Origin of the sequence: Sinorhizobium chiapasense (assembly GCF_045277575.1) — a bacterium.
GTDB lineage: Bacteria > Pseudomonadota > Alphaproteobacteria > Rhizobiales > Rhizobiaceae > Ensifer > Ensifer chiapasense_A.
In genome coordinates, this window is record NZ_CP144206.1 from 393188 (window position 1) to 411920 (window position 18733).

At 63.6% G+C, this 18733-nt stretch carries 18 protein-coding genes; 5 read left to right on the forward strand and 13 right to left on the reverse strand.

Going from position 1 to position 18733, the window contains the following annotated elements; genetic code table 11:
- The first annotated feature begins 21 nt into the window (after window positions 1-21).
- The gene (locus tag QM996_RS20720) at window positions 22-888 is read left to right on the forward strand and encodes a D-amino-acid transaminase (RefSeq protein ID WP_334197943.1); all 867 of its coding nucleotides are present in this window, start codon (window positions 22-24) and stop codon (window positions 886-888) included.
- A 27-nt stretch (window positions 889-915) separates the two neighbouring features.
- On the opposite strand, the gene QM996_RS20725 is transcribed toward QM996_RS20720, so the two are convergent.
- Window positions 916-1815: a LysR family transcriptional regulator gene (locus QM996_RS20725; protein ID WP_334197944.1), complete on the reverse strand. Its 900-nt coding sequence runs from the start codon at window positions 1813-1815 to the stop codon at window positions 916-918.
- Between the two features lie 87 nt (window positions 1816-1902).
- The gene (locus QM996_RS20730) at window positions 1903-3423 is read right to left on the reverse strand and encodes a serine hydrolase domain-containing protein (protein ID WP_334197945.1); all 1521 of its coding nucleotides are present in this window, start codon (window positions 3421-3423) and stop codon (window positions 1903-1905) included.
- Window positions 3424-3698: 275 nt separating this feature from the next.
- On the opposite strand from QM996_RS20730, the gene QM996_RS20735 reads away from it, so the two are divergent.
- Entirely contained in the window at window positions 3699-4739 is a 1041-nt protein-coding gene (locus QM996_RS20735) for a dipeptidase (RefSeq protein WP_334197946.1), read from the forward strand.
- Window positions 4740-4817: 78 nt separating this feature from the next.
- Here the strand turns inward: QM996_RS20735 and QM996_RS20740 are convergent, their stop codons facing one another.
- A complete protein-coding gene (locus QM996_RS20740; RefSeq protein ID WP_334197947.1) occupies window positions 4818-5687 on the reverse strand; it encodes a LysR substrate-binding domain-containing protein in 870 nt (289 codons plus the stop codon).
- A 184-nt stretch (window positions 5688-5871) separates the two neighbouring features.
- Between QM996_RS20740 and QM996_RS20745 the strand changes: the two genes are divergently transcribed.
- Window positions 5872-6861: a quinone oxidoreductase family protein gene (locus QM996_RS20745; RefSeq protein ID WP_334197948.1), complete on the forward strand. Its 990-nt coding sequence runs from the start codon at window positions 5872-5874 to the stop codon at window positions 6859-6861.
- A 9-nt stretch (window positions 6862-6870) separates the two neighbouring features.
- On the opposite strand, the gene QM996_RS20750 is transcribed toward QM996_RS20745, so the two are convergent.
- The 9 genes from QM996_RS20750 to QM996_RS20790 form a co-directional block, all read right to left on the reverse strand.
- Complete coding sequence (locus tag QM996_RS20750; RefSeq protein WP_334197949.1) at window positions 6871-7938, reverse strand: ABC transporter ATP-binding protein; 1068 nt, start codon at window positions 7936-7938, stop codon at window positions 6871-6873.
- Between the two features lie 18 nt (window positions 7939-7956).
- On the reverse strand, window positions 7957-8778 hold the full coding sequence (locus tag QM996_RS20755) for a carbohydrate ABC transporter permease (protein WP_334197950.1): 822 nt from the start codon (window positions 8776-8778) through the stop codon (window positions 7957-7959).
- A complete protein-coding gene (locus QM996_RS20760; protein ID WP_334197951.1) occupies window positions 8775-9662 on the reverse strand; it encodes a carbohydrate ABC transporter permease in 888 nt (295 codons plus the stop codon). The genes QM996_RS20755 and QM996_RS20760 overlap by 4 nt, the downstream gene beginning before the upstream one ends.
- Window positions 9663-9815: 153 nt before the next feature.
- Entirely contained in the window at window positions 9816-11150 is a 1335-nt protein-coding gene (locus QM996_RS20765) for an extracellular solute-binding protein (protein WP_500270464.1), read from the reverse strand.
- Window positions 11147-12016, reverse strand: coding sequence for an ROK family protein (locus tag QM996_RS20770; protein ID WP_334197952.1), 870 nt, complete (start codon window positions 12014-12016; stop codon window positions 11147-11149). Before QM996_RS20770 ends, QM996_RS20765 begins: the two co-directional genes overlap by 4 nt.
- Before the next feature lie 2 nt (window positions 12017-12018).
- Complete coding sequence (locus QM996_RS20775; RefSeq protein ID WP_334197953.1) at window positions 12019-12705, reverse strand: N-acetylmannosamine-6-phosphate 2-epimerase; 687 nt, start codon at window positions 12703-12705, stop codon at window positions 12019-12021.
- Window positions 12706-12774: 69 nt separating this feature from the next.
- The gene (locus QM996_RS20780; protein WP_334197954.1) at window positions 12775-13521 is read right to left on the reverse strand and encodes a GntR family transcriptional regulator; all 747 of its coding nucleotides are present in this window, start codon (window positions 13519-13521) and stop codon (window positions 12775-12777) included.
- A gap of 174 nt (window positions 13522-13695) precedes the next feature.
- Window positions 13696-14391: a helix-turn-helix domain-containing protein gene (locus tag QM996_RS20785; RefSeq protein WP_334197955.1), complete on the reverse strand. Its 696-nt coding sequence runs from the start codon at window positions 14389-14391 to the stop codon at window positions 13696-13698.
- A gap of 230 nt (window positions 14392-14621) precedes the next feature.
- Entirely contained in the window at window positions 14622-15485 is an 864-nt protein-coding gene (locus QM996_RS20790) for a DMT family transporter (RefSeq protein WP_334197956.1), read from the reverse strand.
- An 80-nt stretch (window positions 15486-15565) separates the two neighbouring features.
- On the opposite strand from QM996_RS20790, the gene QM996_RS20795 reads away from it, so the two are divergent.
- Window positions 15566-17008 (forward strand): aminotransferase-like domain-containing protein, encoded by a 1443-nt coding sequence (locus QM996_RS20795; protein ID WP_500270465.1) that lies wholly within the window; start codon window positions 15566-15568, stop codon window positions 17006-17008.
- Window positions 17009-17040: 32 nt separating this feature from the next.
- Here QM996_RS20795 and QM996_RS20800 read toward each other — a convergent pair whose 3' ends face one another.
- On the reverse strand, window positions 17041-17319 hold the full coding sequence (locus QM996_RS20800) for a hypothetical protein (RefSeq protein WP_334197958.1): 279 nt from the start codon (window positions 17317-17319) through the stop codon (window positions 17041-17043).
- A 25-nt stretch (window positions 17320-17344) separates the two neighbouring features.
- Here QM996_RS20800 and QM996_RS20805 point away from each other — a divergent pair, with 25 nt between their 5' ends.
- Window positions 17345-18385: a glutamine synthetase beta-grasp domain-containing protein gene (locus QM996_RS20805; RefSeq protein ID WP_334197959.1), complete on the forward strand. Its 1041-nt coding sequence runs from the start codon at window positions 17345-17347 to the stop codon at window positions 18383-18385.
- Window positions 18386-18733 lie beyond the last annotated feature (348 nt).

An 18733-nucleotide genomic window follows, 5' to 3' on the forward strand; every position in this document is an offset into this window, starting at 1 on the left:
CCTTACGTTCACGGAGTCCACATGTCCCAGCCGCCCATTCGCACAGTCTATCTCAACGGCGCGTTTCTGCCGGAGAACGAGGCGCGCCTCTCGATCTTCGATCGCGGCTTCCTCTTCGGCGATGGCATCTATGAAGTGACCGCTGTGCTCGACGGCAAGCTGATCGACAGTGCGCCGCATATGGCCCGACTGGAACGTTCGGCGCGCGAAATCGGCGTGCCGTTGCCGGTGTCGACCGAGGAAATCGTGGCGATTGAAAAGCGCCTGGTGCGAGACAACGATCTGGTCGAAGGCATCGTCTATCTCCAGCTCACCCGCGGTGCCGAAGACCGGAATTTCCTGTTCTCGGAGGATATCAAGCCGACCCTCGTGCTCTTCACCCAGGAAAAGACGCTGGTGAGCGGCGCCACGGCGGAGACGGGGCTTGCGGTCAAGACCGTACCGGACCAGCGCTGGGCGCGCCGCGACATCAAGAGCGTCTGCCTGCTGCCGCAGGTGATCGCCAAGCGCGTCGCCAAGGCTGAAGGCTGCGACGAAGCCTGGATGATCGAAGATGGATTCGTGACCGAGGGCGCCTCCTCCACCGCCTATATCGTCACCGAGGATAACCGCATCGTCACGCGCGGCAACAGCCACGCGACCTTGCCCGGTTGCACCCGGCTTGCCGCCCTGGCGCTGGCCGCCGAACAGGGACTATGGCTCGAAGAGCGCCCCTTCACGCTCGACGAGGCGTTAAACGCCCGCGAAGCCTGCCTGACGAGCGCCTCGAATTTCGTTGCGCCGATTACCCGCATCGACGGCAAGCCTGTCGGCTCCGGTGCACCGGGGCCGATCGTCAAGCGTCTGCGCGAACTCTATCTGGAGCACGCACGGCGGACGGCGATCTAGGTCGTCCTTGTGCGTTTGGACTGCCGCTCAGGCGGCGGCCTCCAGGCTCTGCCAGACGCGGCCGACGATCGGGCGACGGTTCTCCTTGGCGCGATAGAGGCGGATCTCGACGCTGACGTCCCAGCGCGGATCGGCGGCGCGCACCAGCGAGCCCTTCGCCAGTTCGGCCGTCATCAGGCTCTCGGGAACCCAGGCAATGCCCCAGCCGGCCTCGGCCATGGCCTTCAGCCCGACCGACATACTGCCTTCGTGGACCCGCTCGGAGGCAGGCAGCTCCGGGCCGATCAGATCGTCGAGAAGCTGGCCGAAGAAGGACGATTTCTCGTAGCTCAGATGCGGAAAGGGTTTCGTGCCGCCATCTAGCGGGTGCATAGGCGCGCCCGTTTCGCTCGCCGCCGACACGGGAAGGATGTGCTCGTAGCCCAGCACGCGATGTTCGAAGGCCCGCGGGTCCAGCAGGTGTGGAACCTGGGTGTGGGCATAGGTGAGCAGGAAGTCACACTCGCCGTCGACGAGCGAGTTGAGGTTTTCCTCCATGCTGCCGGAGTCCGGGCGAAGTCGCGAGAAAAGCGGCCCGATCCTGGCGTTTACGCGGCTCATCCACTCGGGAAAGAAGGTGAAGGAAAGCGTGTGCAGCGCCGTCAGTTTGATGGTGCGGGCGTCGGAGCCTTCCTCCTGCTGAAGGTTGCGCTTCGCCTGATAGAGCTGCTTCAACGTTTCCTGCGCCACCGGCACGAATTTCACGCCCGCTTCGGTGAGGCGCGACGGATAGGTCGCCCGGTCGACGAGCGTCGCGCCCAGCCAGGCCTCCAATTGCCGGATGCGGCGGCTGAAAGCCGACTGGGTCACGTGACGCTCGTCTGCCGCCTTGGAGAAGTTCAGCGTGCTGGCGAGCGCCAGAAAGTCTTCAAGCCACTTGATTTCCACGACATGCACTCCGGAAGTCCAGTCCGCTCAGCCGGTCGCCGGGGGACAGGCCTCTTTGCGGCAGCGCCCGTGCGTTATCAAGAAAAATCAGGAGCGACGGCGATACTCGATCATGCGGGCGCGGCTCGACACCAACTCGAGATGATCGGGCGCAAGCAGGTGTAGGCAGATGCGCTTGGCCCACGGTCCGTCGTTCAAGGTGAACAGGAAGCGACCATTGCCAAGTGCGGTCAGTGCGAGGGCCTGGCGCGTCGGGCCGATGCCCATTAAGACGGCGTCGTTCTCGATCGTGAATTCCGCCCCTTCGTCCGAGCGCCAGACGCCGGAGAGCGAGGCCGGCACCGGCTCATGCGTCGCCGCGGGAAGGAAGCGCCTGGCGGCATGTCCGACCTCGCCGACGAGCGCAGGACCATCGCGACGAAGCCGTATTGGCGCTGAGGCGGAGCGGGACGAGACCCAGCCCTCGCCGTCGTCATAAAGCGTCTCGTCGGCATCGAGATAGGTGCAGGTGCTGCCATTGATCTCTATCCACCAGGGACCGGTCTCCGTTACGTAGAAACCGTCGCCGAGATCGGCCGCGGGAGCCGGCAGGGGGAGACCGGTGAGTGCCGCCATGCCTTCGAGCGCGATCTTGTAGCCGTTGGTGTCTTCGCGGTTGGAAACGACGACGAAGCCGGCGCGGGTCTTAGGATCGAGCAGGAAATAGGTCTTGTAGCCGGGATGCGAGCCGCCATGGCCGACGAATTCGTGCGCGCCGAGCCAGGACTTGCGCAAGCCCAGACCGTAGCCGCTCGGCCGTCCGTCGGCGAGAAAGCGCGTTGCCTGCAGCTTGTCGAGAAGGCCGGCGAAGCGACCTTCGTCGTCGAGCAGGGCCTGGAGCCAGGTGGTAAGCGCTCGCGCGGTGCCCGTCAGGCTGCCTGACGCGGAGATGTGCAGACCGGCGGCGGAAAGCTGCCAGCGTTCCCCCGAATGCCAATAGCCGGGAACGAGGCCCTTCACCGGATCGTTCCAGACGTCTGGCGCCTTCAGCGCGACGCGAAGCGGCGTCGCGATCTCGCGCTCAACGAAGTCGTCGAAGCGGAAACCCTTGCGCTCGAGCGCGGCTTCGACGAGGCGATAACCGGTGTTCGAATAGGAGACCTCGCGGCCAGCATCGAAATTCAGCCGTTCGAGGCGCGAAATGTAATCGAGCAGCGGTCCCGCCTTCGTCTCCGTATAGACCGAGAGGCCGAGCAACGACAGGCATTCGCGGGTGTCCGGCAGCCCGCCGCTCATGTCGAGCGCCTGCCCGACGGTGACTTCGGCAAGCGGTGAACGCAATTCCGGAAGGTGTTGGCCGAGCGGATCGTCGAGACCGATGACGTCGGCATGGGCGAGCACCATCGCCGAAAAGACATGCTTGGTGAGGGACGCATAACGCACCACGCTGTCAACCGTGAAGGGCGCAAACGTCGCGAGGCTCTCAACGCCGCCCGAATGCGAAAAGCAGATTCCGGATTCGTCGAAACCGATGACGGCGCCGCCCGGCTGATCTTCCGCCCATTGTGCGGTCAGGCGCTTGGCGGTTGCTTCGGCGGCTTGCCAATCCAGCGATGCCGGCTTCGTCATGTCCATTCTCCATTCCGTTTGCCGGGTGCTCCCGCGCGTATTTTCCGACTAAGCACGACGGCCGCGCTTGCTGCCAATTCCGATTCCGGCAGGACCTATGCATGGTTTGCATTTGCTCGGCGTGCCTGCCGTGCATCTAGAGCGGCTGGTTCGGATGAACACACTAAGGACGCTCTTAGGAAAAGGGGTGCGGTGCCCGCATCCAAAGTCTATGGTCCGTCCGCGACTATCCATGAGTCGCGCACAGGACAACAGGTTGAGAAGGCGATCCAGAATTGGCGATCCAAGCGAAAATTCCGGTCTTTGACGGACATAACGACGTGCTGTCGCGGCTCTGGCGTTCGCCCGGCGGCGCGCCGGAACGCCGCTTTCTCGATGGCGTCGATACCGGGCATATCGACCTTGACAAGGCGGAGGAGGGCGGTCTGGCCGGCGGCCTGTGCGCCGTCTACGTGTCCTCTCCGGGGCTCGCGAAAGACGGCAGCGGCGAGTTTGCGACGCCGGATCAGGCGAGCGCGCTCGAAGCGACGCTCGGCATGGCAAGCCTGTTGATGCGGATCGAGCGCCAGTCTGAAGGACGATTGAAGATCTGCCGGAGTGCGGCGGATATCCGCGGCGCCATGGCCAAGGGCGCGTTTGCGTCGGTGCTGCATATCGAAGGCATCGAGGCTGTCGGCGCCGATCTTGAAGCGCTCTACGTGCTCCATGCCGCCGGACTGCGTACGCTTGGGCCCGTGTGGAGCCGCCCGAACATCTTCGCCTATGGCGTTCCATTCCGCTTTCCCTCCTCGCCCGATATCGGCCCGGGCCTGACCGAGGCGGGCAGAGATCTGGTGCGCGCCTGCAACGAGCTGAAGATCATGCTCGACCTCTCGCACATGAACGAGCAGGGTTTCTGGGATATCGCCGCATTGTCGCAGGGGCCGCTGGTGGCATCCCACTCCAACGTGCATGCGCTCTGCCCGCACAGCCGCAATCTCACCGACCGGCAGCTTGACGCAATCAAGGACACCGGCGGTCTCGCCGGCATCAATTTCGGCGTCCTGTTCCTGCGCTCCGATGGCGTCAAGAACCCGGATACGCCGCTCTCGCTTCTGGCTGACCACATCGACTATATCGCCGAGCGCATCGGCATCGAGCACGTTGCGCTCGGCTCGGACTTCGACGGAACGACGATCCCGGCCGCGATGCGCAGTGCGGCCGACCTGCCCCTGCTTGTCGACCTCCTGCGCGAGCGTGGCTACGACGATGCGGCGCTTGCCAAGATCTGCCACGGCAATTGGATCCGTGTTCTAGAGACGACCTGGGGAGCTTAAAACGCGTCGCGATTTTTCGCGTTCGCGCCTTGCGCTTTGACACTTCGCCTGTTGCGCAAAACCGCTGCGCGACAGGGTTTAAGACTTCGGCGCCAGCGGCAGCCCCTCCAGCAGCACGGCGATCGCCGCATCGACGACGGCTGCGCGGCGGTCCCTGGCAAAGAGCCCGTATTGGACCGGAAGCGGCTTCGGCACGCCGGCGGAAGCGGTGAGCACGCGCATCGTACTCGCCCGCACCGCCTCCGGCGGCAGCAATCCGATGCCGAGGCCGTTTTCTATGGCGGCCTGCAGGGCCGTGATGCTCTGGCTCGTAAAGGTGATCCGGTGTTCCCGCCCCTTGTCCGCCAGCGTTTCGATCATGCGCCGGCGCCACAGGCAGGGCGCAGTGAAGGCGACGAGATCGATCGGCCGCGTCTCATCGAGCGAATAGTCCGTGGCGCAGACCCACTGCAGCTCGACGTTCCAGGTGGTCACTGCGTCGGCGGTCACGACGGAGGTCGGCACGACCATGATATCGAGATCGCCTTCGGGCCAGCACTTCCCGAGTGCGACGCATTGCTCGACAACCACGTCGAGCCGGATTTCCGAATAGCCGCGCCGCAGCCGTCCGAGCGCTTCCGGCAGCGCCGTCGTCGCCACTTCCTCGGCAAGGCCGACGCGCACGCCGCCGCTTAGCTCCGTCTGCCGGAGGCGGGCGGCCGCTTCGTCGCCGAGTACGAGCATACGCGTCGCGTATCCCAGGAACAGCTCGCCCTCGGGCGTTGGCACCACACCGCGGCCTGTCCGTTGGAACAGCCGGCGACCGAGCAGGCTTTCGAGCCGTCGCATCTGCATGCTGAGCGCCGATTGGGTGCGGCCGGTCTGGCTGGCGACGCGGTTCAAGCTGCCCTGTCGGCAGACGGCGACATAGGTGCGCAGCAGGTCGATGCCGATCTGATCAGGTATCATGATCCTTGAACTCTGTTGTCATCGATATCAGTCTACAATGGGAACTTCGAGATGGCTATCTATTAGCTGTGATCAGAGAGGAGCGCTTCAAGCGACGTTGCCCATGACAGCCAAGCCGGCATCCATCGCCGTCTAGGCGCCGTTATGGTCCCGCCGCCAGCATCCCATCCAAAGGATGAAACGCATGAAAGCAATTCGCGTGCACCAGCACGGCGGGCCGGATGTACTCGCCTATGAAAATGTCGAGATCGGCGAGCCAGGGCCAGGCGAGGTTCGCGTTCGCAACCGCGCGATCGGCGTCAACTTCGTCGACGTCTACCTGCGTCGTGGCTCCTATCCGCCGCCGCAGCTCCCATTCACGCCGGGAAAAGAAGGGGCAGGCGAGGTGATCTCTGTCGGACCTGACGTCGAGGGCTTCGAGCCGGGCGATCGGGTCGCCTATGCCGAGGCGCTCGGTGCCTATGCGGAAGAGCACAATGTGCCTGCTCATGTCCTCGTGCACCTGCCTGACGATATCGGCTTCGAGACGGGTGCGGCGATGATGCTGAAGGGTCTGACGGCGCAATATCTCCTGCGCCGCACCTTCCGGGTCGAGGCCGATCACACCATCCTCGTCCATGCGGCGGCGGGCGGTGTCGGCCTGATCCTGACACAATGGGCGAAGCATCTCGGCGCAACGGTCATCGGCACGGTCGGCTCGGCGGAAAAGGTCGAGCTCGCACGAGCAAATGGCGCCGACCACGTGATCGACTATGGCAAGGAAAACTTCGTTGCGCGCGTTCGCGAGATCACGGAAGGCAAGGGCGTCGATGTCGTCTATGACGGCATCGGCAAGTCGACGTTCGAAGGCTCGCTCGACAGCCTGCGGCCGTTCGGCCACTTCGTGAGCTTCGGCGCGGCGTCCGGTCCCATCGCGCCGTTCGACATCACGATGCTGGCAATGAAGGGCTCGCTCTACGCCACCTGGCCGCTGTTGCCCGCGCATCTGGCGCAGCGCGCGGACGTGATCGCGATGGGTAAGGATCTCTTCGACGTCGTCGCGAGCGGCGCGGTCAAGATCCCCGTCCACGCACGCCTGCCCTTGGCGGAGGCGGCCGAGGCTCACCGCCGGCTCGAAGGACGCCAGACGACGGGTGCGACGGTGCTGCTGCCGGAGCGTGTCAGGCAAGGCTGAGAGCTTGTGTCAGTGACGGGCGCCGATGGCTGCGCCCGCGCCGTCGAACAGGGAGGACCGGGCCTCGTCGATCCTGATACCAACGGCTTCCCCGACCTGGAAAGGCGTGTCGGCCGGCGCGCTGACATTGATCAGGCCCAGCCTGCCGGCACGCACGAAGACGCTCATATTGCCGCCGAGATACTCACTCGCCTCGACGACACCGCGGCAATGACCGCTGTCGGGCGCGACCAGCGAGAGGTGTTCGGGGCGAGCTCCCAGTTGCTCGGGCGCGGCCATTCCCGGCATTGCGAGCGCCAGGTGTCCTTCGCCACTCAGGTCGATCCGATTGCTGCCGTCGCGTCGGCAGGGCAGGAGGTTCATTTTCGGGCTGCCGATGAACTGCGCAACGAAAAGGTTAGCCGGTTTCTCGTAGAGCGCCCGCGGGCTGCCCTGCTGCATGATCTGCCCATCCTTCATGACGACGATCCGATCGGCCAGCGTCATCGCTTCCACCTGGTCATGGGTCACGTAGATCATGGTGGCGCCGAGCGTGCGATGCAGCTTGGCGATTTCGAGCCGCATATCGACGCGCAACGCCGCGTCGAGGTTCGACAGCGGTTCGTCGAAGAGAAAGCCGACCGGCTCTCGCACGATCGCCCGCCCAATGGCAACGCGCTGGCGCTGGCCGCCGGAAAGTTCCTTCGGGTAACGGTCGAGCAGCGACGTGAGCTTCAGCGTTTCGGCTGCAGCCTCGATCTTGGCCTTCGCGGCTGCAGCCGGCACCTTGGCGAGCTTCAGGCCGAAGCCCATGTTCTGGCGCACGGTCATATGCGGATAGAGCGCATAGGATTGGAAGACCATGGCGAGCTGGCGATCGACCGGCGAGGCGGCGGTCATGTCCCTGCCGTCGATCAGGATCTTGCCGGCCGTGGTTTCTTCGAGGCCGGCAATCATTCGCAACAGCGTCGACTTTCCACATCCGGAAGGCCCGACGATGACGACGAATTCGCCATCGGCAATCTCCAGGTCGAGCTCCCTGATGATCTCCACAGCGCCATAGCGCTTGCCGGCTTTACTGAGCGAAATCGTACCCATGCGTCTCTCCTGGAACTATCAACCCTTGACCGCGCCGGCGGTCATCGAACCGCTGATCTGGCGATACATGACGAGGCCGAGCAGCATCGGCGGCAGGGCGCCGACGATCATCACCGCCGAGGCCACGCCCCATTGCACGCCGCCGCCGCTGGCAGCAAAGAAGAAGGAGGCGCCGACCGTAACCGGCACAGCCTTCGACGTCGTCAGCATCAGGCCGAACAGGAATTCGTTCCAGGCGGTGATGAAGCCGAAGATCAGGCTGGTGACGATTGCCGGACGGCAAAGCGGCGTCACGACGCGCAAGAGAATCTGCGTGCGGCTTGCACCGTCCATCAGCGCGGCCTCGTCGAGTTCGGCAGGCAGGTCGCGAATGGCATTGACGAGAATGACCAGCGCGAGTGGCAGGTTGACGATCGTGAGGATCAGTCCCAATCCGAGGCGGGTGTCGAGCAGCGCCAGCCACTGGAACATCATGTAGAGCGGGATCGCGAAGATGATCAGCGGCACGGCGCGCAGATTGACGATGAACGGCAGCAGCGTGCGCTCGCCGAACTTGCCGCGGGCGATCGCATAGGCCGCCGGCAACGCCAGCATAACGGCCAGAACGGTTCCCATCAGTGCCACGGCAAGGCTGTTGAAGAGATAGAGGAAGATGTTCAGCCGGTCCGAGACGTGGAAGACGGTCAGGTAGTTTTCAAGCGTTGGCGCCTGAACCCAGAGGCCGGGATTGCCGGAGAGTTCGCGTGCACTCTTGAACGAGGTCGAAAGCGTTACCAGGACCGGGAAATTCAGGGCGATGGCGGCGATGGCGAAGACAATCCAGCGCAGTGTGGCGATCATCGCCTGGCTCCTTTCCGCCGGCTCGCAAGGGCGTTGAGGCCATAGAGCGCCGCAAAGGAGGCGGCGAACAGGATGACCGAGGCGGCGACGGCCTTGCCGATCGCACCCTGCTTGAAGAAGGCCTCGTAGATGTAGATCGACAGCGACGCCGTCGATCCGCCCGGGCCACTGCCCGTCAGCACGTAGACATTGTCGAAGACCCGGAAGCCGTCGATGAAGCGGATGAGCAGGGCTGCTGCGATCGTCGGGCCCATCATCGGCAGCTCGATGTACCACAGGCGCTGCAGGCTCTTGGCCCCGTCCATGGCGGACGCTTCAGCAATTTCCGATGGGATTGCCTGGTAGGCCATGTAGAAGAGCAGCAGCGTGAACGGCGTCCATTGCAGCGTCTCGACGGCGACCAGCGTCCAGAAGGCGGAGCCGGGACCGAGAAACGAGACACTGGCACCAAAATAGGTCCAGAGATAATAGGGCACGGGTCCGACAAATTCGTGCAGGACGAGACGATACATCAGCCCGACCAGCGCCGGCGCGACCATCAGCGGCAGCATCAGGATCGCCATCAGCCAACTCCGCCGCTCGATGAGGGGCGACAGGAATATCGCCAGAAACAGGCCGAGCAGACATTCGAGGGCGGCGGTCAGCAGTCCGAATCGGAGCGAGAACCAGCTCGCCTGCCAGAAGGCGCCATCGCCCCAGACCGCCATGAAGTTCTTGAGCCCGGTGAACGCCGGCTGGCGAAGGGTCTCGAAGGAAACTTCGGAGACCGAATAGATCAGGTTGACGACCGCCGGGAACCCCAGGAAGACGAGCAGGAAGAGGATCAGCGGCGTGGCGAGCAGCCGGAACTCTGGAGCGTAGGATTGTGGTCTGGCTGTCGTCATCACGCTGATCTGTGTCTCTTGTCCGGGCGTGGATGAGGGTGGACGGGGCGCGCCCTCATCGGTGGCAACCATGCGATATGGCCCGAACCGGACCATCGCGATGTCGCCGGTTTCCGGCTGTGGCACCCGAAAGAATGCCACAGCCGGCCTGGCTCACTTCAGCAGTTCCGCCATGCCCTTTTCGGCATTGGTGAGCGCATCGTCGAGCGATTGCTGGCCGGACCAGTAACCGGTGAACTCCTTGGCCTGCAGTTCGTAGACTGACAATGCCTTGGCCGAGGTGCCACCGTTCATGACGTAGCCGTACTTGCCCGCGAATTCGCCGAGCTTGACCAGATCCGGCCTGGTGTCCGCGACCTCGGCCACCACTTGCGGAGTGAGAGCCGGTGCGCCGTTGTTCTTGGCGTAGATCAGCGCGGCTTCCTTCGAGGACAGCCACTTCAGGAACTTCGCCGCGCCCTCCTTGTTTTCGGCATTCTTGTTGAGACCGAAGCCGAGGCCGTGGATGTGGGTGAAACGCCCTTCGGGACCGGCAGGCGGCGCCACCGTATCGGTGACGTCGGCAACAGCAGGAGATTTCTCCTTGCTCGTCAGGTCGCCGGCCGCCGCGTTCCATTGCAACATGGCCGCCACTTGGCCCGATGCGAAGGCGGCGTTGGCTTCGGCAAACTCGTAGGACAGCGAGTCCTTCGGCGTTGCGCCATTGTCATAGAGGAGCTTGTAGATTTCGAGGCCCTTGCGGTAGGCGTCGGAATTGACGGTCACCTTGCCGCTGTCGTCCATCCAGTTCGCGCCATAGGCACGCGGTACCGACTGCCAGACCATGATGTTGAACAGCAGGTTCTTGAGCTGCAGCACCGTGCCGTAGCGCGTCGGGCTGTCCGGGTTCACGGCCTGCGAGAAATAGAGCGCGGTGGCGGCGTAGTCATCCCATGTCCATTCATCGGGCGTCTTCGGCTCGAGCTTCTTGCCGAGATACTTCTCCGAGATCTCGGCATATTTCGCCTTGCCGGCGTCATCTTTCAACAGGGCATCGATCAGATCCTTGCGGAAATACATGAAGTGCAGCGAGAGATCGGTCGGCACGCCATATTGCTTGCCCTGATATTGCATGGTTGACAGCACGGAGTCGCCATAGACCGCCTTGGCTTCGCCCGAGAGTTCCACCGGCTCCATGAACGGCGCGTAGCGGCCGATCGAATAGGTGGCGAGCAGGTTGAGATCGAAGGCCTTCGAGCCAGCCGCGAGATCGGCCTGCAGCTTGTCCCAGAAACCGTCGCGGTTGAAGAACAGAAGTTCGACCTTGTCGCCCTCGGCAACGTCGGATTTGGCATTATAGGCGTCGGCGGCGGCGCGTAGCGCCACTTCCTCCGGGCCGCCTGGCCAGCCAAGGACCGTCACTTCCGCAAGGGCTGGGTTGGTCGCCAGCAGCCCCGCAATACACGCTGCCGTCAACAGCGCCTTTTTCCTCATCGTCGCAAATGTCATCTTTGGTTCTCCCTCAAGTTTTGTTGACGCTCTGCAAGATCAGCAATGCCGATCACCCCTGCATTCTCCCCAAGGGCGGCGGCATGTAGCGATGGTCGAAGTCGGGGCGGCACTGGTTCCAGCGCGCGCTCTACCGCGGCGAGATAGCCCTCGGCCAAGCCAATGCTGCCACCGATGACGATGCGCTTCGGGTCCAGTGCGAGCTGAATGTTGCGGCAAAGCAGAGCTGTGCGCTCTGCCGATGTCTCGATGATGCGCCGTGCCCAGGCGTGTTGATCGTGGGCGGCAAAGACATCCCGCGCCGTGGCACCAGATTGGTGGGGGGCTGCCTCCTTGGCGATCCAGTGGCCGGACACGCGATCTTCGAGGGTCTCGTCAGGCCATTCGGCGCTGCGCGATTGTCCGAAATGCCCGGCAAGCCCCTTGAGCAGGCGGCCGTTCAGCACGATGCCACCACCGATGCCGGTGGAGATCGTCAGGAACACCATGTTTTCCTGGCTTCCCGCGCCAAAGGCGTATTCACCCCAGGCCGCCGCCTGGGCGTCGTTTGCGGCGAGCACGGGCACGCCTGCGAGTTGCTCGATCGTTCTCGTCAGTGGAAAGCGATCGGGTATGTCGAGCGTCTTAGGATTGAGCGCCGACCAGTGGCCGTCGTCGACAATGCCTGAGACCGCGGCACCGACATGGCCGTAGGCACCGCGCCAGCCGGTGATTGCACCAAAAAGTGCGGTGAGCCATTGCGCCGGATCGCCTTCGCGTGGGGTCGGCATCCGTCGTGTATCGACGATCTCTGTTCCCCGAACGAGGGCTGCCAGCATCTTCGTGCCGCCAAGGTCGATTGCGAGGACGGTTTGGGCGCGTGCCATTTTCAGGCCTCGCTTCCGGCAAGCGTTTGATCGAGCGCCTGTCTGAACCATGACGTCACATGTTCGGGCCGCGTGATGGCGGAGCCGACGACGACGGTGAAGGCGCCGGCTTGAAGCGCCTGGGCAGCCTGCTCGGGCGTGCGCACGCATCCTTCGGCGACCACGTGCGGGGTCAACTTGCGCATGGCGGCGATGAGCGGGAAGTCCGGTTCGGTCGGCTCTACCGGTCCTGTATAACCGGCAAGGGTCGAGCCGACGATCTCGGCGCCTTCGGCCAAGGCGCGCTCGGCGTCGGCAATGACAGAGCAATCGGCCATGGCGATCTTGCCGGCGGCGTGGATGCGCTCGACCAGTGCCTTGGACGCAACCGGTCGCTCACGCGCGGTGGCGTCATAGGCGATGATATCGGCGCCAGCGGTGGCCAGAGCATCCACGTCCTCGTAGAGCGGTGTGATGCGTACGGGTGAGCTTTCCAGGTCGCGCTTGACGAGACCGATGATCGGGCGATCGGTTGCCTGGCGCACGGCGCGGACATAGTCGGCGGATTCGATGCGGAGACCGAGCGCGCCGCCGTCGAGCGCCGCCAGGGCGAAGCCGACGACCATGGCTGCATTGTCCATGACGCCGCCCTTCACCGGTTGGCAGGAAACGATCAAGCCGTGCTTGAGGCTATGAATGTCGAAGGTCACGCAGGCTCTCCCAATGGAGGCCTCACGGTAGCAGTGTAAGACCAGATTGCAACAGGAATTATACTGGTATTATCGCATCAGCTCGATGACGAAGTCGTAGACGTCACCCCGATACTTGGTCTGAGTGAATTCAACGATCTGGCCGTCGGCCAGGAAGCAGCGTCGCTCCATGACGAGCAGGCTCGTGCCCTCGGGCGTTGCGAGCAGCCGCCGTTCCTCCTCGCTTGCGGGTTTCGCCTGCATGCGTTGAAGCGCCCGGACGGGCAGGGCGCCATGGGCGGCGAGATATTCGTAGAGGGAGGCGCCGATCGCGTCGGCGTCCGGCACGAAACGGGCCGGAAGCGACGCCGTCTCGATCGCGATCGGGGTGTCGTTGGCGGTTCTGAGACGCCGGAGCCGAACGATCTTCTCTCCGGCTGGAATGCCGAGCGCCATCATTTCGGCGGGCGATGGCCGGCTGATTTCGCGCGAAATCCAGATGCAGCCGGGTTCCAAACCGCGGGAGCGCATGTCTTCGGAGAAACTCGTCATTGTCGCGAGCGACTTCTCGACACGTGAGGAAACCACCGTTTTGGCTCCCTGCCGACGGTCGAGCAGGCCATCGGCGACGAGGCCCTCGATCGCCTTGCGCACCGTCACGCGCGAGATCGACAACCCCTCGCTCAAGTCCCGTTCGCTGGGGATGACCGCGCCGCGCCGGAGCGTGGAGGCATTGATCGCCTGCTTGATCGCCTCTTCCAAGCGACGGTAGAGAGGCTCGCCGCTGTCGCCGGACATCGCGCGCGCAAGAAAGTCCAGGGTTGCCTGATCGCTCATGAGGATCACCTTTTCGAGATGAGTCCTTATGCAAAATTTTTCTTCGGTTTTAAACTGGTATTATTGCCGGGCGTCATCCGGGCGCCCCAATCCGTTGTCTGTGCGCCGGATTGAACGGCGAGCACTGCGGCGTAAGTGGCGCCTCGTTCGGCGGAGAGCTGCCTTCGATCTCACTCAGTTTTCTTGGCTGCCCTCGGTCTTCCCGGCGGCATTCCACCGATTTTCTGCGCGGGTCACCGCAAGGCTGTCGGCCGGGTTGCCTGACGGATCGCCGTCGCCGAACACATCCATGGTGCAGGTGTGCAGGATTGTGGTCGGCTCGCCGGTGTGGTTCCACATCGTGTGGGTGCGGACCGAGGGGAAATGGGCGGAATCGCCCGCCTCCAACACCATGCACTCGCCGTCTACCTCCAGCGTCAAGGCGCCCTGGAGTATGAAGAAGATCTCTTCGCCCTCGTGCGACATAGGTTCGCTGCGGTGTCCCGGTGGCTCGTGAATGATGGTGCTTTTGAGGACATTGCCGGGGAAGGATGCGGAGAGCCGCTCATAGGAGACGGCCTTGCCGCTTTCTCCGCCGAGGCCGTAGACCGGTCGGTGTTCGCGACGGGTGAAGGGCGTCGCGACCTTCGGCGGGTTGAGGAAGCTGCCGGCCTCGACCTTCAGCGTCCGGCACACGGCGATCAGCGAAGTTAGGGAGGGGACAGTGATGCCGCGCTCGATCTGCGAGATGAAGCCGACAGAGAAGCCCGCCTCGTCGGCGACCTCCTGAAGCGTCATTTTCAGCGCCTTGCGCCGTTGGCGCAGGCGATCGCCGAGCGACGGCGCCTCTGCCCCGCCGGTAGGTGCGCCGCTGGCATGGTCCGTCGTCACTGTCTGTCCCCTTCTCGTCTCTCCCCAAGCTAGGGTGCAGCCCGAATTCCTGTCAATCGATTTTAGATATCCTAAAAATCTTCGACGGCGGCAGGGGGCCAGAAACGGCAAAGGGGCAGGCTCCTGGCGGGTGGTTGCCGAGAGTGCTCGGCGAACAACTGAAGCTCGATCAGCTTTGAAGTGGCGGGGGCGTGTTTCACCCGCCGCCTAACCTTGATCTCTGAAGGCGCCTATTTCGCGAACTTCTTGGCGCCGGCGACGCAAAACACGATCGCGCCCGTGGTCGCGAGCATGCTCCAGCTTACGGCTTCACCCAGGAGCGTCGCCGCAAGCGCCAGGCCGAAGAACGGCTGCAGCAATTGCAACTGGCCGACGCCGGCGACGCCGCCAAGCGCGAGGCCGCGATACCAGAAGACGAAGCCGACGAGCATGCTGAAGACCGATACATAGGCAAGCCCCGTCCAGGCGGCGTGATTGATGGTCGAGAAGGAGGCCGGCATGGTGAATAGCGTGAGCGCGAGCATGATGGGCAGCGACAGTACCAGTGCCCAGCAGATCACCTGCCAGCCGCCGAGCTTGCGCGAAAGACTGGCACCTTCGGCATAGCCGAGGCCGCAGACGATGATGGCGCCGAGCATCAGGAGGTCGCCGACGGGAGATGCGGCGAAGCCCTGCATCAGCGCAAAACCGACGACTGCCGCACTTCCGAGGGAGGAAAACAGCCAGAAGGCCGGGCGCGGCCGCTCGCCGGCACGCAGCACACCGAAGATGGCGGTTGCCAGCGGCAGCAGTCCGACGAAGACGATCAGGTGCGCCGAGGTGACATGCTGCAGCGCCAGGGCGGTCAACAGCGGGAAGCCGAGAACGACGCCGAAGGCGACGATTGCGAGCGAAACGAGATCGGCCCGCGCCGGGCGCGACTGGCGGAATACGACAAGCAGCGCGAGTCCGAGCAGGCCGGCGATCGCCGCGCGCGCCACTGTCAGAAACACCGGATCGAAATCCATCACCGCGACGCGTGTCGCCGGAAGGGATCCGCTGAAGATCAATACTCCGAGAAAACCGCTCACCCAACCGTCTGCCGTCTTGTCCATAATAGGCTCCTTTTTCGCCTGTATCGGGCGGACGGGCTGGTCTCGCCAGAGACAATACGGTACAGTTTTTCCAAACTGTAATGGAAGCTCGGGCAGTACGGATGACGATGCAAGAACTCGGTCTCGGCAGCGAGACATTGCTCGAAGGCGTAATGGCGACGATCCGGCAGCGAATTTCGGCCCGCGTTCTGACGCCGGGAGCGAAGCTGCCGTCGATCCGCGCATTCGCCAAGACCATGCGCGTTTCCAAGTCCACCGTCGTCGAAGCCTATGAGCGGCTTGTGGCCGAAGGGGTCATTCGCTCGAAGCCCGGCGCCGGTTTCTTTGTCTCGGCGCCCCTGGCGCCGCTGTCTTTGGCCGAGATCGGCCCGCGGCTCGACCGCGCCGTCGATCCGCTCTGGGTCTCGCGCCAAGCGCTGGAAACCGGCGACAACGTGCTGAAGCCGGGCTGCGGCTGGTTGCCGCCGAGCTGGCTGCCGGAGGCGGCCCTGCGCCGCGCGCTCAAGTCCGCGGCCCGGCTGGAGGCGAGTGGTCTGACCGACTATGGAACGCCGCTTGGCCATCGGCCGCTGCGCCAGCTTCTGGCGCGGCGTCTCGGCGAGCATGGCGTCGAAGCGTCACCCGATCAGATCATCCTGACGGAATCGGGGACGCAGGCGATCGATCTTCTCTGCCGCTTCCTGCTGGAACCCGGCGATACGGTCGTGGTCGACGACCCCTGCTATTTCAATTTCCACGCCTTGCTGCGCGCTCATCGGGCTGAGGTGGTCAGTGTTCCCTATACGCCCACGGGCCCCGACCTCGAACGATTTGCCGAAGAGCTGGCGGCGCATCGGCCGCGGCTCTACATCACCAATTCTGCACTTCATAACCCAACCAGCGCAACGCTCTCGCCCGTTGTCGCGCATCGCCTGCTCAAGCTTGCCGAGCAGGCGGGGCTCACGATCGTCGAGGATGATATCTTTGCCGATTTCGAACATGTGCCGGCCCCGCGGCTCGCCGCCTTCGACGGGCTTGATCGCGTGGTGCAGATCGGCAGCTTTTCCAAGACCCTCTCTGCCTCGATGCGCTGCGGCTTCATCGCCGCGCCGCGCGACTGGATCGAAGGGCTCACCGACTTGAAGATCGCCACGACCTTTGGCGGGCCGAGCCTTGCGGCGGAACTCGTTTTTACGATGCTCAAGGACGGCAGCTATCGCAAGCATATGGAGGCGCTGCGCCAGCGCCTAGCGCGGGCGATGGCCGACACGGCAGCACGGCTCGGCGATATCGACATCACGCCATGGATCGAGCCGCAGGCCGGCATGTTCCTCTGGTGCCGCTTGCCCGAGGGGATCGATGCGGCCGAGGTGGCGCAGAAGGCGCTGCAACAGGAGATCGTTCTGGCGCCCGGCAATGTCTTCAGCCATGCCGGCACGGCCAACGGCTTCCTGCGCTTCAATGTTTCCCAGTGCGAAGACGAGCGGCTTTTCAATGTGCTGCCTTCGATCATGCGCCAATGCAGAGGTGCGCGAGTGAGCTGATCGGACGGAAGTGCGTCTGGCCGATGCACTTTTTAGAGGCAACCGCCGACGATTTCCGGGGAACGATGGCTGATCTCAGCCTTGCCGATTTGCTTTGCTGCGGAGTCGAGCAGCTTTCGCCTATTTTTTGTGCATCTCGCTTCTTCCTTGCGCTGCTGCATCGGCTCGCCGGTGTTCACGAGTGCTGGCAAAGACCAATTCTCTTGGATTTTCGGCGTTGAATCCGAGTTGGCACGATTAATGCTTCTTAACAGGCATCGGTCGTCGGGCAAGCCGATCTGGATTGCCCAGCCGCTTCGGAACCCAGCCATTCCTGGCGTCAAGTGAGAGAACGAAATGACAAAGTTTAAGCTCGAATACATCTGGCTCGACGGTTACAAGCCCACCCCGAACCTGCGCGGCAAGACCCTTATCAAGGAATTCGACGCTTTCCCGACGCTTGAGCAGCTTCCCTTCTGGGGCTTCGACGGCTCGTCCACGATGCAGGCCGAAGGCAGCAGCTCTGACTGCGTGCTGAAGCCGGTTGCCGTCTATCCGGATCCGGAGCGCAAGAACGGCGCGCTCGTTCTGTGCGAAGTCATGATGCCCGATGCCAAGACGCCGCATCCGTCGAACACTCGCGCTTCGATCCTCGATGACGAAGGCGCCTGGTTCGGCTTCGAGCAGGAGTATTTCTTCTATCAGAACGGCCGCCCGCTCGGTTTCCCGGAAGCCGGCTTCCCTGCGCCTCAGGGCCCCTACTACTGCGGCGTCGGCTACAGCAACGTCGGCGATATTGCCCGCAAGATCGTCGAAGAGCACCTCGACATCTGCCTGGCTGCCGGTATCAACCATGAAGGCATCAATGCGGAAGTCGCCAAGGGCCAGTGGGAATTCCAGGTGTTCGGCAAGGGCTCGCGCAAGGCCGCCGACGAAATCTGGCTCGCCCGCTACCTGCTGCAGCGCCTGACCGAGAAGTACGGCATCGACGTCGAATACCACTGCAAGCCGCTCGGCGACACCGACTGGAACGGCTCGGGCATGCACGCCAACTTCTCGACCGCCTACATGCGCGAAGTCGGCGGCAAGGATTACTTCGAAAACCTGATGGCTGCCTTCGCCGAAGCCCGCGCCGACCATATCGCGGTTTACGGCCCGGACAACCATATGCGCCTCACCGGCAAGCACGAAACCGCCTCGATCCACCAGTTCAGCTATGGCGTGGCTGACCGCGGCGCTTCGATCCGCGTTCCGCACAGCTTCGTCAACAACGACTACAAGGGTTACCTGGAAGACCGCCGCCCGAACTCCAAGGGCGACCCCTACCAGATCGCTTCGCAGATCCTGAAGACGATCGCAACCGTTCCGACCGACGTCGAAAATCGCGAAGCCGCCTGATTTTCGGGCCCGGCGCACACGAGGGCGCCGGGCCAAAATCAACGGGGGTGCGCTTTTCGCGACCAACAAAAAACGCTCCGCAGTTCAAGTTGCGGGGCGTTTTTTGTTGGTCCGATTGGCTATTGGCTCAGGCGGCGCGCACGAAATGATCGGGCCCAACCTCGCGGATCGTCTGCTGGGTCGCGGCCGAGCGGCGGCGCGTTTCATCCGTTTGCGCCGAGTTCACCTGGGAGTTCGGGACGTCGACGCGGATAGCCGGATCCGGTACGGCCGAGAGCAACAGCTTGGTGTACGGGTGCGCCGGCGGCCGGCCGACGCGCGTGCTCGGGTCCACAGGAGGTCAGCAAA

Bases quoted from the DNA above. Each gene is read 5' to 3' on its own strand.
- QM996_RS20740 (WP_334197947.1), bottom strand. From the start codon at position 5,687: ATGATACCTGATCAGATCGGCATCGACCTGCTGCGCACCTATGTCGCC.
- QM996_RS20745 (WP_334197948.1), top strand. From the start codon at position 5,872: ATGAAAGCAATTCGCGTGCACCAGCACGGCGGGCCGGATGTACTCGCC.
- QM996_RS20765 (WP_500270464.1), bottom strand. From the start codon at position 11,150: ATGACATTTGCGACGATGAGGAAAAAGGCGCTGTTGACGGCAGCGTGT.
- QM996_RS20755 (WP_334197950.1), bottom strand. From the start codon at position 8,778: ATGATCGCCACACTGCGCTGGATTGTCTTCGCCATCGCCGCCATCGCC.
- QM996_RS20720 (WP_334197943.1), top strand. From the start codon at position 22: ATGTCCCAGCCGCCCATTCGCACAGTCTATCTCAACGGCGCGTTTCTG.
- QM996_RS20800 (WP_334197958.1), bottom strand. From the start codon at position 17,319: ATGGCTGGGTTCCGAAGCGGCTGGGCAATCCAGATCGGCTTGCCCGAC.
- QM996_RS20770 (WP_334197952.1), bottom strand. From the start codon at position 12,016: ATGGCACGCGCCCAAACCGTCCTCGCAATCGACCTTGGCGGCACGAAG.
- QM996_RS20760 (WP_334197951.1), bottom strand. From the start codon at position 9,662: ATGACGACAGCCAGACCACAATCCTACGCTCCAGAGTTCCGGCTGCTC.
- QM996_RS20780 (WP_334197954.1), bottom strand. From the start codon at position 13,521: ATGAGCGATCAGGCAACCCTGGACTTTCTTGCGCGCGCGATGTCCGGC.
- QM996_RS20795 (WP_500270465.1), top strand. From the start codon at position 15,566: ATGGAAGCTCGGGCAGTACGGATGACGATGCAAGAACTCGGTCTCGGC.
- QM996_RS20790 (WP_334197956.1), bottom strand. From the start codon at position 15,485: ATGGACAAGACGGCAGACGGTTGGGTGAGCGGTTTTCTCGGAGTATTG.
- QM996_RS20750 (WP_334197949.1), bottom strand. From the start codon at position 7,938: ATGGGTACGATTTCGCTCAGTAAAGCCGGCAAGCGCTATGGCGCTGTG.
- QM996_RS20805 (WP_334197959.1), top strand. From the start codon at position 17,345: ATGACAAAGTTTAAGCTCGAATACATCTGGCTCGACGGTTACAAGCCC.
- QM996_RS20730 (WP_334197945.1), bottom strand. From the start codon at position 3,423: ATGACGAAGCCGGCATCGCTGGATTGGCAAGCCGCCGAAGCAACCGCC.